The organism is Caloranaerobacter sp. TR13, from assembly GCF_001316435.1.
In the GTDB taxonomy this organism is placed as follows: Bacteria; Bacillota; Clostridia; order Tissierellales; family Thermohalobacteraceae; genus Caloranaerobacter.
This window is the reverse complement of sequence record NZ_JXLL01000007.1, coordinates 1-12,831: the sequence shown is the minus strand read 5'-3', so window position 1 is coordinate 12,831 and position 12,831 is coordinate 1. Positions and strand designations below refer to the sequence as shown.

The 12,831-nt window shown below is 32.4% G+C and carries 12 protein-coding genes and 1 riboswitch; all 12 genes read left to right on the top strand.

Annotated elements, in window-relative coordinates:
* Positions 1 to 6 precede the first annotated feature (6 nt).
* Positions 7 to 477, top strand: a complete 471-nt coding sequence (trmL, locus tag TR13x_RS06655; protein ID WP_054871135.1) for a tRNA (uridine(34)/cytosine(34)/5-carboxymethylaminomethyluridine(34)-2'-O)-methyltransferase TrmL — start codon at positions 7 to 9, stop codon at positions 475 to 477.
* A 133-nt stretch (positions 478 to 610) separates the two neighbouring features.
* Positions 611 to 2,215: a Na/Pi cotransporter family protein gene (locus TR13x_RS06650; protein WP_054871134.1), complete on the top strand. Its 1,605-nt coding sequence runs from the start codon at positions 611 to 613 to the stop codon at positions 2,213 to 2,215.
* A gap of 207 nt (positions 2,216 to 2,422) precedes the next feature.
* Positions 2,423 to 3,271: a DegV family protein gene (locus TR13x_RS06645; RefSeq protein ID WP_054871133.1), complete on the top strand. Its 849-nt coding sequence runs from the start codon at positions 2,423 to 2,425 to the stop codon at positions 3,269 to 3,271.
* A gap of 66 nt (positions 3,272 to 3,337) precedes the next feature.
* Positions 3,338 to 4,450, top strand: a complete 1,113-nt coding sequence (locus TR13x_RS06640) for a DUF362 domain-containing protein (RefSeq protein ID WP_054871132.1) — start codon at positions 3,338 to 3,340, stop codon at positions 4,448 to 4,450.
* 84 nt (positions 4,451 to 4,534) lie between these two features.
* A riboswitch (glycine riboswitch) is annotated at positions 4,535 to 4,636 on the top strand.
* A 153-nt stretch (positions 4,637 to 4,789) separates the two neighbouring features.
* On the top strand, positions 4,790 to 5,170 hold the full coding sequence (locus tag TR13x_RS06635) for a GrdX family protein (RefSeq protein ID WP_054871131.1): 381 nt from the start codon (positions 4,790 to 4,792) through the stop codon (positions 5,168 to 5,170).
* Positions 5,171 to 5,270: 100 nt separating this feature from the next.
* Positions 5,271 to 6,218, top strand: coding sequence for a thioredoxin-disulfide reductase (gene trxB / locus TR13x_RS06630; RefSeq protein ID WP_054871130.1), 948 nt, complete (start codon positions 5,271 to 5,273; stop codon positions 6,216 to 6,218).
* A gap of 17 nt (positions 6,219 to 6,235) precedes the next feature.
* On the top strand, positions 6,236 to 6,553 hold the full coding sequence (trxA, locus tag TR13x_RS06625) for a thioredoxin TrxA (RefSeq protein ID WP_054871129.1): 318 nt from the start codon (positions 6,236 to 6,238) through the stop codon (positions 6,551 to 6,553).
* Between the two features lie 45 nt (positions 6,554 to 6,598).
* Positions 6,599 to 7,885: a glycine/sarcosine/betaine reductase component B subunit gene (locus TR13x_RS06620; protein WP_054871128.1), complete on the top strand. Its 1,287-nt coding sequence runs from the start codon at positions 6,599 to 6,601 to the stop codon at positions 7,883 to 7,885.
* A gap of 73 nt (positions 7,886 to 7,958) precedes the next feature.
* A complete protein-coding gene (gene grdA, locus TR13x_RS06615) occupies positions 7,959 to 8,435 on the top strand; it encodes a glycine/sarcosine/betaine reductase complex selenoprotein A (RefSeq protein WP_082394822.1) in 477 nt (158 codons plus the stop codon).
* A gap of 31 nt (positions 8,436 to 8,466) precedes the next feature.
* On the top strand, positions 8,467 to 9,777 hold the full coding sequence (gene grdB, locus TR13x_RS06610) for a glycine reductase complex selenoprotein B (protein ID WP_082394821.1): 1,311 nt from the start codon (positions 8,467 to 8,469) through the stop codon (positions 9,775 to 9,777).
* Positions 9,778 to 9,943: 166 nt separating this feature from the next.
* The gene (gene grdC, locus TR13x_RS06600) at positions 9,944 to 11,482 is read left to right on the top strand and encodes a glycine/sarcosine/betaine reductase complex component C subunit beta (RefSeq protein WP_054871124.1); all 1,539 of its coding nucleotides are present in this window, start codon (positions 9,944 to 9,946) and stop codon (positions 11,480 to 11,482) included.
* Positions 11,483 to 11,493: 11 nt separating this feature from the next.
* Complete coding sequence (gene grdD / locus TR13x_RS06595) at positions 11,494 to 12,675, top strand: glycine/sarcosine/betaine reductase complex component C subunit alpha (protein ID WP_054871123.1); 1,182 nt, start codon at positions 11,494 to 11,496, stop codon at positions 12,673 to 12,675.
* Positions 12,676 to 12,831 lie beyond the last annotated feature (156 nt).

The window sequence follows — 12,831 nt, the reverse complement described above, 5'->3', positions numbered from 1 at the left end:
ATTCTTATGGCTTTAAACATTGTTTTAGTTGAACCTGAAATTCCACAAAACACAGGAAATATTGCTAGAACCTGTGCAGCTACAGGTACATCTTTACATTTGGTCAGACCACTAGGCTTTTCATTAGATAATAAGTATCTAAAAAGAGCAGGATTAGATTATTGGAATATTTTGGATGTACACTATTATGATAGTTTTGATGAATTATTAGAAAAATACGGAAAAGAGAAGTTCTTTTATGCAACTACAAAGGCGAAAAGAAGTTATACTGATATGAAGTTTTTTGATGGATGTTTTCTTGTATTTGGCAAAGAAACTGCTGGGTTACCAGAAGATTTACTTAAAGATAATATCGATAGATGTATGCGAATACCTATGTTAAACAATGAGCATGCAAGATCTTTGAATTTATCTAATTCTGTAGCAATTATAGCTTATGAAGCTTTAAGACAATTGAATTTTCCGAACCTTAAATAATTAAAATAAAATTAACATAGAATCAACAAAACAAATAAAAAGTTAATAAATTTAACATAGAATTAACAAAACATAATAAAAAATATTGTATTATTAGTATTGTGTTAACAAAAGAATGATTGGAGGTACTAATATGGAAATTGCTTTTGGTGTACTTGGTGGTTTAGGATTATTTTTATACGGTATGAATTTAATGGGAACCGGGTTACAAAAGGCAGCAGGTGAAAAATTAAAAAAATTAATTGAAATTCTGACAAACAACAGATTTATGGGAGTTATTGTAGGTACAGTAGTAACTATGATTATTCAAAGTAGTAGTGCTACTACTGTAATGGTTGTAGGTTTTGTAAATGCAGGACTTATGACATTAAGCCAAGCAATTGGAGTAATAATGGGTGCTAACATTGGTACAACAGTAACAGCACAATTAGTAGCTTTCAAATTAACAGATATTGCACCAATTGTGGTAGCAATAGGTGTTGCTATCTGGCTATTTAGTTCAAAGAAGAAGCATAGAGAGATTGCTGAGATACTTATAGGATTCGGTATACTTTTTATTGGTATGGATTTTATGAAACATTATTTAAAACCTCTAAGTGGGTCACAAGCTTTTAAAGACTTATTAGCTAGTTTAGAAAACCCATTCTTAGGTATTTTGGTAGGTTTTGGTTTGACTACAATAGTACAAAGTAGTAGTGCTTCAATAGGTTTACTTATAGCATTAGCTAGTCAAGGACTTGTAACAATAGATATAGCATTACCTATATTATTTGGTGATAATATTGGTACTTGTGTTACTGCTCTATTATCAAGTATTGGTGCAAACAAAACAGCAAAGAGAGCTGCACTTATGCACTTATTATTTAACATTATAGGTACATTTATATTTATGGTTGTGTTAAGGTATCCAATACAGCACTTAGTAACACGTTTGACACCACAAGATGTTGAAAGACAGATTGCTAATGCGCATACATTCTTTAATATTATTAACGTGATAGTTCAATTCCCATTTGCAGGATTTATTGTTATGGCTGCTAAGAAGTTAATACCAGGAGATGTTGAAGAAGATAATACTGGATTAAAATATTTAGATACTAGAATTATTGAGACTCCTTCTATTGCAGTAGGACAGGCTGCAAAAGAAGTTTTAAGAATGGGTAAAATTGCACAAAATTCTCTTAAAATTGCAAAAGAATCTTTCTTTAGTAAGAGTGAAAAGTTAACACATAAAGTATTTGAACAAGAGAAATTTATTAACCAATTAGAAAAGGATATTACTCATTATCTTGTAGAACTTTCAAATGCTGATTTAACTGATGATCAACAAATTAGAGTAACTACTTTATTCAATACAGTTAATGATTTAGAAAGAGTAGGAGATCATGCTGATAACATTGCTGAGCTTGCACAATATGCAATAGATAATAAGCTTAATTTTTCAGATGAAGCTTTAAGAGAACTTGAAATGATGTTTGAAAAAGTAGAAAACTCATATAGAACAGCTCTTATGGCATATAAAACAGCAGATCCAGAAATAGCTAGAAGTGTAATAGCTTTTGAGGAAGATATTGATTTAATGGAGAAACAATTAAGAGCAAATCATATTGAAAGATTAAATAAACAGTTGTGTCATCCAAGTTCAGGTATAGTATTCTTAGATATGATAAGTAACTTAGAGAGAATAGCAGACCATGCATCAAATATTGCTTTAACAATTTTAGATGCACTTAAGTAATAAAAAAGAGCCTTTTATGGCTCTTTTTTTGTGGTCAATAGACAATAATCGTTAGGTATTAGACTAAAAACTAATGACTATCTACTATTAATAGAATAAAACGAATTACAAAAAGCGAGTAGCCAGTGAAGTTTTTTTCTTGAGTACTTTATCTTTTAATTATATAATAATGTTTAAAGATATAGTCTAGACAAGGAGGAAATAGAGGTGGAAAAAATAAAAATTATAACAGATAGCGTTTCAGATATTCCCTCGCAATATATTGATGAATATGATATAGAGGTTATACCTTTGACAATTAATTTTGAAAGTGAAAGTTATAAAGATAAAGTTGATATTACAGTTGATGAGTTTTATAAAAAAATGGATGAAAGTAATAAATTACCAACTACTTCGCAGGTAACTCCAATGGAGTTTTTAAATACATATGAAAAATTTAAAGACGATTATGATTATTTAATTGTGATAACTTTATCATCAAAACTAAGTGGTACATATCAGTCGGCTATAACAGCTGCTCAGTTAGCAGAAATAGAAGATAAAGTTATAGTTATAGATTCTAAAGGAATTACATTAGGACAAGGGCTTATAGTATTAGAAGCTGCAAAGATGGCCAAAAACGGCAAAAATAAAGATGAAATTATAGAAAGATTAAATGAGTTAATTGATAAATTAGAATATATTATCGTGGTTGATTCGTTAGAAAACTTAAAGAAGCTTGGTAGGATATCTGCTACTAAAGCATTTTTAGGAGAAAAACTTAAAATTAAGCCAGTAATAACTATGAAAGACGGATATATTGTCCAGATGGATAAAATTCGTGGAAGAAAAAAAGTAATCAAGTGGATTATAGAAAAAATGAAAAGCGAGAATGTAAATCTAAAAGATAAGACTATAGCCATAAATTATGCGAGAAATGAAGAATTTGGCATAGAACTTGTAGATACTATTAAAGAAAACTTTGATGTTAGTGAAATAGTTTTTGGTGAAGTAGGGTGTACAGTAGCTATTTTTGCTGGTACTGGAGCATTTGCTATATATTATGAAAAAGAATAAAAACCTATTGATAAATTGGATATATTAAAAGACGAATTACATACTTATTTACAGGAAGGTGATAGGGTGGCAAGTAAAGTTTATTTTGTAAATTTAAGAGCGAGAAGTAAGAAAGATAATATACCGAATAAAATTCAAAGGTTATTTGATAAAGCTGGTGTTAAAGAAGTTTTATCAAGTGATGATATAACTGCAATAAAACTGCATTTTGGAGAAAAAGGTTCAAGTGCTTTCATACATCCAATTTTTGTTAGGCAAATAGTTGATAAGGCAAAAGAATGTGGAGTTAGACCTTTTTTAACAGATACAAATACTCTATACACGGGAAGTAGAACAAATAGCGTTACACATATACAAACGGCAATAGAAAATGGATTTGCTTATGCTGTAGTGAATGCACCTATAATAATAGCTGATGGCATATATAGTAAAAACTCAGTTGAAGTTAAAATAGATAAAAATCATTTTGAAACAGTAAAGATAGCTGGGGATATTTATTATTCTAATTCTATGATTGTATTAAGTCATGTTAAGGGACATGGAATGGCTGGATTTGGTGGTACTATAAAGAACTTAGCAATGGGTTGTGCAACTGCTGCAGGAAAACAAATTCAGCATTCTGATGCTAAGCCTAAAGTTATTAGTAAGAAATGCATTGGATGTAAATTGTGTGTTAAACATTGCCCTGTTGAAGCTATAGAAATGGTAGATAATAAAGCAGTTATAGACAAAGACAAATGTATTGGATGTGGTGAATGTATAACAATATGTCCTAAACGTGCAATTCAAATACAATGGGAGACAGATTCAGATGTTTTCCTTGAAAAAATGGCTGAATATGCTTATGGAGCTGTTAAAAACAAAGAAGGCAAAGTTGCATATTTTAATTTTGTGATGAATGTAACTCCAATGTGTGACTGTGTTCCATGGAGCGATGCACCAATAGTTAATGATGTAGGTATATTAGCTTCTTTTGACCCAGTAGCAATAGATAAGGCAAGTATAGATTTAATAAATGATCAAATGGGTATAAAAAATAGTGATTTGAAAGATGGACACAAACCAGGTGAAGATAAATTTCATGGTTTACATCCACAAGTAGATGCTAATAGAATATTAGAGTATGGAGAAGCTATTGGATTAGGTAGTACAAATTATGAATTAATAGAAGTTAAATAAATGAAAAATTTGTTGTATAAGAAAAATTTATGTATTATAATATGAATATAAAGAAGTTTAATAATTGAATATTATTTTGTCTGGATGAGAGATGCGGGAGAGACCATTTAGGCGCCGAAGGAGTAAGTTATATACCTTGTGCCGGTATGTAATGAAGCTCTCAGGCAAAAGGACCGTATTTCGACAGTTCTCTGGAGAGCCTCAGGGCACCGAAGGAGCAATTCTTGGAAAAGAAGAAACTCTCAGGTTATAAACAGAGCAAAGGCACCTATAGGGGTCTTTTGCTCTGTTTTTATGTTATTTTTACTGAAAACCTTTTCCTTTTAAGGAGTGAATTGATTGGGTAAAATACTTATAACCAATAATCCTTTAGTTAAAGATCAGTTATCGGAATACATCGATATAGAGTATTATGAAACGGATTATTTAAATATTTTGAGAAAAGTTAGAGATAAAGTACACTTAGGTCATAAGTTGTTATCACATCCTTTATCGGGAAGTATAAAGCCTAATGAAACACCTTATAAATCTATAATTATTAGCAGCGATAGAGGATATTTAGATTATGATTCATTGATAATTATCGAAGGGAGTATACAAACAGCAGAAAAATTTATAAGAGATTTCAAAACTCCAAACTGGCCAGAAAAGATTTTAATTGATTTCCAAACTATAGATTTGTCGCTTATTAAGGATGTTGTTATAAACGAAAAGGTATAATGAAAAGCTGTATTTGTATAAAAAAAGCTTTAAAGAGAGAAAATTTAGTTAAGTTGGAACAAAATCTTCGATATTAAAAACTTAAAAAGGGGTGTTAATTATGGAAAATTTATATGATGTAGTTATTATAGGTTCAGGACCAGCAGGATTATCAGCTGCTTTGTATGCAGGAAGAGCAAGATTAAAGACTTTAGTTATCGAAAAAGAGAGAACAGGAGGACAAATAGTAACTACAGACGAAGTTGCTAATTATCCTGGGTCAATTAGAAATGCAACAGGACCTTCTTTAATTGCAAGAATGGTTGAACAAGTTGAAGAATTTGGAGCTCAAAAGATTTCTGATACTATTAATGAAGTTGAATTAGAAGGAAAAATCAAAGTACTTAAAGGAGAAAAGGGAGAATACAGAGCTAAAACTGTAATAGTTGCAACAGGAGCAAAACCTAGACAGCTAAATTGTCCAGGAGAAAAAGAGTTTACTGGAAAAGGAGTTTCTTACTGTGCTACTTGTGATGCTGATTTCTTTACTGATTTTGATGTATATGTAATCGGTGGAGGGGATTCAGCAGTAGAAGAGGCTATTTATTTGACAAAGTTTGCTAGAAAAGTAACCATTATACATAGAAGAGATCAGTTAAGAGCAGCTAAATCTATTCAGGAAAAAGCATTTAAAAATGAAAAAATTGATTTTATTTGGAACTCTGAAGTTAAAGAAATAAAAGGTGATGGCATTGTTGAATCAATGGTTATAAGAAACAGAGTTACTGGTGAAGAAACAGAAATACACGCAAATGAAGAAGATGGTACTTTTGGCATATTTGTATTTATAGGATATATGCCGCAAACTGCTTTATTCAAAGGTATATTAGATATGGATGAAAGAGGTTATTTGTTAACAGATGAAGATATGAGAACAAATATAGAAGGTGTTTTTGCGGCAGGAGATTGTAGGAAGAAGTCATTAAGACAGGTTGTTACTGCCTGTGCAGATGGAGCAATAGCTGCTACACAGGCTGAAAAATATATTGAGAATAATTTTAGTGAATAAAATAAGGAGGGATTATGATGTTAGAAGTAAATAAGGAAACTTTTGAAGCTGAAGTATTAAATGCAGAAGGATATGTATTAGTAGATTTCTGGGGAAAAAGCTGTGAACCTTGCAAAGCTTTATTACCACATGTGGAAGAATTAGCAGAAAAATATGGAGATAAGATGAAATTCTGCAAACTTGACACTTCATCAGCAAGAAGACTAGCTATTAAACAAAGAGTATTAGGATTACCTACAATAGCTATTTATAAAGATGGAGAGAAAATTGATGAATTAACAAAAGAAGATGCAACACCTGCAAATATAGAAGAAATGATTAAGAAGTATGTCTAAATTTTTATTTTGAAATATATTGAAAATAAAAGGGAGGTGAACTACATGCGCCTAGAATTAGGAAATATCTATATCAAAGATGTTCAGTTTGGAAATGAAACAAAGGTTGAAAATGGAGTGCTTTATGTAAATAAAGAAGAATTGATTTCTATCTTATCAGAGGATGAACATCTAAAGAGTATAGATGTTGAATTAGCTAGACCAGGTGAAAGTGTAAGAATAATGCCTGTAAAGGATGTTATTGAGCCTAGAGTTAAAGTTGAAGGAAAAGGTGGTATTTTCCCTGGTATATTATCAAAAGTAGAAACAGTAGGTTCTGGAAGAACTAATGTTTTGAAAGGCGCTGCTGTAGTAACTACTGGTAAAATAGTAGGTTTCCAAGAAGGTATAATTGATATGACTGGCCCAGGAGCCGAATATACACCTTTTTCAAAGTTAAATAATGTTGTTTTAGTTTGCGAGCCAGTTGATGGATTAAAGCAACATGAACATGAAAAAGCTGTTAGAATGGCTGGATTAAAAGCTGCAGAGTATTTAGGAAAAGCAGCTAAGAATGTACAGCCAGATGATGTTGAAACTTATGAATTTTTACCGTTACTTAAGAGTATTGAAAAATATCCAGAATTACCAAAGGTAGCATATGTATTAATGCTTCAAAGTCAAGGTTTATTGCATGATACTTATGTATATGGCGTTGATGCTAAACAGATTTTACCTACTTTAATAAGCCCAACTGAGTTAATGGATGGAGCTATTATTAGTGGTAACTGCGTATCAGCTTGTGATAAGAATACTACTTATCATCATTTAAATAACCCAATAATTCGTGACCTTTACAATAAACATGGTAAAGAATTGAATTTTGTTGGGGTTATTATAACTAATGAGAATGTATATTTAGCTGATAAAGAGCGTTCATCAAACTGGACTGCTAAATTAGCTGAATATCTAGGTGTAGACGGTGTTATTATTTCACAAGAAGGTTTTGGTAATCCAGATACAGACTTAATTATGAACTGCAAGAAAATAGAACAAAAAGGTATTAAAACAGTTATTGTAACAGATGAATATGCAGGAAGAGATGGAGCTTCACAATCATTAGCAGATGCAGACCCACTAGCAAATGCAGTTGTTACAGGAGGTAACGCAAATGAAGTTATCGAGTTACCACCTATGGATAAAGTTATAGGACATATTGAACCTGCTAATAAGATTGCTGGTGGATTTGATGGTAGTTTGAAGGAAGATGGCTCTATAGTAGTTGAATTGCAAGCTATAACAGGAGCTACTAATGAGTTAGGATTTAACAAATTAACAGCTAAAGGATATTAAGCTAGTTACTTGTAAATTATAAATAGTATACAAAACAAAGAAAATTAAAATTAGATAGAAAGGAAGGGTAAGAATGGGATTACTAGATGGTAAGAAAGTAATCGTAATTGGTGACAGAGATGGAATTCCTGCACCAGCTATTGAAGAGTGCTTAAAGACTACTGAAGCTGAAGTAGTTTTTGCATCAACTGAATGTTTTGTCTGAACTGCTGCAGGAGCTATGGACCTAGAAAATCAAAAGAGGGTTAAAGATTTAACTGAAAAATATGGTGCTGAAAATGTTGTAGTAATATTAGGAGCTGCTGAAGCAGAAGCTGCTGGGCTAGCAGCTGAAACTGTTACAGCAGGAGACCCTACTTTTGCAGGTCCATTAGCAGGAGTCCAGTTAGGACTTAGAGTATATCATGCAGTAGAACCAGAGTTCAAAAATGAAGTTGATCCAGAAGTTTATGATGAACAAATTGGTATGATGGAAATGGTATTAGATGTAGATGAAATTATAAGTGAAGTTAGCGATATAAGAGAAGAATATTGTAAATTTAACGACTAAAATAAGACCCGAATTAGAGAGGGGGGGAAAAATGAGCAAAATAAGAGTAGTTCATTATATTAATCAATTCTTTGCAGGAATTGGTGGAGAAGAGAAGGCTGACCACAAACCTGAAGTAAGAGAAGGTGTTGTAGGTCCAGGAATGGAATTTAGCAAGAGATTTGGTGACGAAGCAGAAATAGTAGCAACTATAATCTGTGGTGACTCATATTTCAATGAAAATATAGAAGAAGCAAAGAAAATAATAATAGAAATGGTTAGAAAATATAACCCTGATTTATTTATTGCTGGTCCAGCGTTTAATGCTGGTAGATACGGTGTTGCTTGTGGTACTATAACTGAGGCCGTTAATAAAGAATTAGGGATACCAGTATTGACAGGTATGTATCCAGAAAACCCTGGTGCAGATATGTTCAAAAAGAGTGTTTATATAGTAGAAACTAAAAATAGTGCAGCTGGTATGAGAAAAGCTGTTAAGTCAATGGCTGCTTTAGCTCTAAAACTAGCAAAAGGAGAAGAGATAAAAGCTCCTGATGTTGAAGGTTATATCCCTAGAGGTATAAGAAAGAATTATTTTGCAGAAAAAAGAGGTTCAGAAAGAGCTGTTGAAATGCTTATTAAAAAGCTTAAAGGCGAGGAATTCAAAACTGAGTACCCAATGCCAGACTTCGACAGAGTTGAACCAAATCCTCCAGTAAAGGATATTACAAAAGCTAAGATTGCTTTAGTTACTTCTGGAGGTATAGTACCAAAAGGTAATCCAGATCATATTGAATCTTCAAGTGCATCTAAGTATGGTAAATATGATATTTCACAATTCGATGATTTAACACCAGAAACACATGAAACAGCACATGGTGGTTATGACCCTGTATATGCAAATGAGGATGCAGATAGGGTATTACCTGTAGATGTTCTTAGAGAATTAGAAAAAGAAGGAAAAATTGGTCAGCTTCACAGATACTTCTATACAACAACTGGTAATGGTACAGCTGTTGCTAACGCTAAAGCTTTTGCAGCTGAATTTGCAAAAGAATTAGTAGCAGATGGTGTAGATGCAGTTATATTAACATCTACATGAGGTACTTGTACACGTTGCGGTGCAACGATGGTTAAAGAAATCGAAAGAGCAGGTATTCCTGTAGTTCACATGTGTACAGTAGTACCTATATCACTAACTGTTGGTGCTAATAGAATAGTTCCAACAATAGCTATACCACATCCACTTGGAAATCCAAGCCTTAGCAAAGAAGAAGAAAAGGCTTTAAGAAGAAGTTTGGTTGAAAGAGCATTAAAAGCTCTACAAACTGAAGTGGATGGTCAAACAGTTTTCGAAGAGTAAGCTAATCATATAAAATTATAAGGGTGATGATAGGTTCATCACCCTTTATTAAAATATAGCAGAATAATACTTTATGAAAATTTATTATTTCCATTTTTAGCTTCTTAGATTTAACGAATAGTGAATAGCGAGTGACTAACGACGATAATTTTTGGAGGTGAAAACTATGAGTTTTGCAGTAGTTAAAGGAACAGGTTATGTTTTAGTACATGCACCTGATATGGTAATACACAGCGGTACTACACAAACTTCAGAGAGATTAATAAATCCTGACTCAGAGTATTTAAAAGAGCTTCCAAAGCATTTGCGTAATTTTGATGAAGTTGTAAGTTATGCACCAAATCAAACTTATATCGGAAATATTACACCAGATGATTTATCAAAATACGAGATGCCTTGGTATGATAAAAAAGTTGAAGATGCAAATAGATTTGGTAAATTTGGAGAAATAATGCCTCAGGACGAATTTATAGGTCTTATGAAGATATCTGATGCATTTGATTTAGTAAAGCTTGAAAAAGAATTTACTAATGTTGTTAAAGAAAAATTAGAAAAACATCCATTAATAAATGACAATTTAATTTCGAAGCTTAAAGAAGGAGAAGAAAATTCTGAAATAGAAAAATTGATTAATGAGCAACATGCTGAACCTATCTATAATGAAGGTAAAATAGTTGGCTGTGTTAAGAGAGCGCATGATATTGATATTAATTTGAATGCTCATACTTTATTTGAAAACTTAGTTGTTAAAGCTTCAGGTGTATTAGCATTATTAAATTTACTAGATAAGAGCAATTTTAAAGCTGAAGACATAGATTATGTAATTGAATGCTCAGAAGAAGCTTGTGGAGATATGAACCAAAGAGGTGGAGGCAACTTCGCAAAAGCAATTGCAGAAGTTGCAGGTTGTATCAATGCAACTGGTTCAGATACAAGAGGATTCTGTGCTGCACCTACTCATGCATTAATAGAAGCTGCTGCTTTAGTACAAGCAGGAGTTTATGAAAATGTTGTAATAGTAGGTGGAGGAGCAACTGCAAAATTAGGAATGAATGGAAAAGATCACGTGAAAAAAGGAATGCCTGTATTAGAAGATGTTTTAGGTGGATTTGCAATATTAGTGAGTAAAAATGATGGCGTAAATCCTGTATTAAGAACTGATTTAGTAGGACGCCATACTGTTGGAACAGGTTCTTCACCACAGGCTGTAATAACTTCATTAATTACAGCTCCTCTTGATAAGGGAAATCTAAAAATTACAGATATAGATAAATATTCTGTTGAGATGCAAAATCCAGATGTTACAAAGCCTGCTGGAGCAGGAGATGTTCCTACATCAAACTATAAGATGATTGCTGCTTTAGGCGTTAAGAGAAAAGAACTAGAAAGAAAAGACTTAATGAATTTTGTTAAAGAGCATGGTATGCCAGGATGGGCTCCAACTCAAGGACATATTCCTTCTGGGGTTCCTTATGTAGGATTTGCAAGAGAAGAACTACTTGATGGCAATATAAATAGAGTTATGATCGTTGGTAAAGGTAGTTTATTCTTAGGTCGTATGACAAATCTATTTGATGGTGTATCAATAGTAATTGAAAGAAATAGTGGTAAAGTGGATAGTGATAAAGGAGTTTCTGAGGAAGAAGTTAAAAAGTTAGTAGCAGAAGCTATGAGGGAATTTGCATCACATCTTTTAAGAGATTAGAGGTGATATAGATGTCAGATAATAACGTAAAAAAACTCATTGGTAAAGTCTTTAATGACATAGCTGATGCAATAGAAACAGGACAATTTGGTAAGAAAATAAGAGTAGGTATTACAATCCTAGGCAGTGAGCATGGGGTTGAAAATATAGTTAAAGGTGCTGAAATAGCTCAATCAAGGGATAATTCTATTGAAGTAGTATTAATAGGACCTAAAGTAGATACAAAGTTAGAAGTAGTTGAGGCTAATACAGAAGAAGAAGCTCATAAGAAAATGGAAGAATTATTAGATAGTGGTGAAATTCATAGTGCTGTTACGATGCATTATAATTTTCCAATAGGTGTTTCAACTGTAGGAAGAGTTATTACACCAGGTTTAGGCAGAGAGATGTTTATAGCTACTACAACTGGAACATCTTCTCCACATAGAGTAGAGGCTATGATTAAAAATGGAATTTTCGGTATTATAACAGCTAAAGCAATGGGAATAGAAAATCCTACTGTTGGTATACTTAATGTTGATGGAGCTAGACAAGTAGAAAGAGCTCTAAAAGAATTATCAAATAATGGATATGAAATAAACTTTACTGAATCAATGAGGTCAGATGGTGGTTCTGTAATGAGAGGAAATGACCTTTTGGCAGGAACGCCTGATGTAATGATTACAGATACATTAACAGGTAATTTACTAATGAAGATTTTTTCTTCATTTACAACAGGAGGAAGCTATGAAGCTTTAGGTTATGGATATGGTCCTGGAATTGGAGAAGATTACAGTAGGATAATATTAATACTTTCGAGAGCTTCTGGTGTTCCGGTAGTAGCAAATGCTATTTCTTATGCTGCAGAATTAGCTAGAGGTGATTTAATAAAAATTAGTAAAGAAGAGTTTAATAAAGCTAAGAAAGCTGAATTAGATGATATAATAAAGGGATTGAAAAAAGAAGTAACATCTAAAGAAGTAGATGAAGAGGTTGAAGCTCCACCGAAGGAAGTTGTAACAGGATCAATTTCAGGCATAGATATTTTAGAATTAGAAAATGCTGTTAAAGCGTTATGGAAAAACGGTATTTACGCAGAAAGTGGAATGGGCTGTACAGGTCCTATAGTAATGGTTAATGAAGCAAAGTTACAAAAAGCTATAGAAGTGCTGGCGAATGCTGGTTATACATCAAAGGAATCTGACCCTTGTTAGTAAATGCCCTAGGTATATTCCTAGGGCATTTTACATAAATTATTATAGTAAGCAAGCATTAGTAATTTTCAAAATTTTAACAACAAAGCTTCAGTAAGTTTTTCATTAAGATGTTCCATTGTAATTTTGGTAATGGATTTCATCAAAATCTTCCTT

Bases quoted from the DNA above. Each gene is read 5' to 3' on its own strand.
- trmL (WP_054871135.1), top strand. From the start codon at position 7: ATGGCTTTAAACATTGTTTTAGTTGAACCTGAAATTCCACAAAACACA.
- TR13x_RS06650 (WP_054871134.1), top strand. From the start codon at position 611: ATGGAAATTGCTTTTGGTGTACTTGGTGGTTTAGGATTATTTTTATAC.
- trxB (WP_054871130.1), top strand. From the start codon at position 5,271: ATGGAAAATTTATATGATGTAGTTATTATAGGTTCAGGACCAGCAGGA.
- trxA (WP_054871129.1), top strand. From the start codon at position 6,236: ATGTTAGAAGTAAATAAGGAAACTTTTGAAGCTGAAGTATTAAATGCA.
- TR13x_RS06620 (WP_054871128.1), top strand. From the start codon at position 6,599: ATGCGCCTAGAATTAGGAAATATCTATATCAAAGATGTTCAGTTTGGA.
- grdC (WP_054871124.1), top strand. From the start codon at position 9,944: ATGAGTTTTGCAGTAGTTAAAGGAACAGGTTATGTTTTAGTACATGCA.
- grdD (WP_054871123.1), top strand. From the start codon at position 11,494: ATGTCAGATAATAACGTAAAAAAACTCATTGGTAAAGTCTTTAATGAC.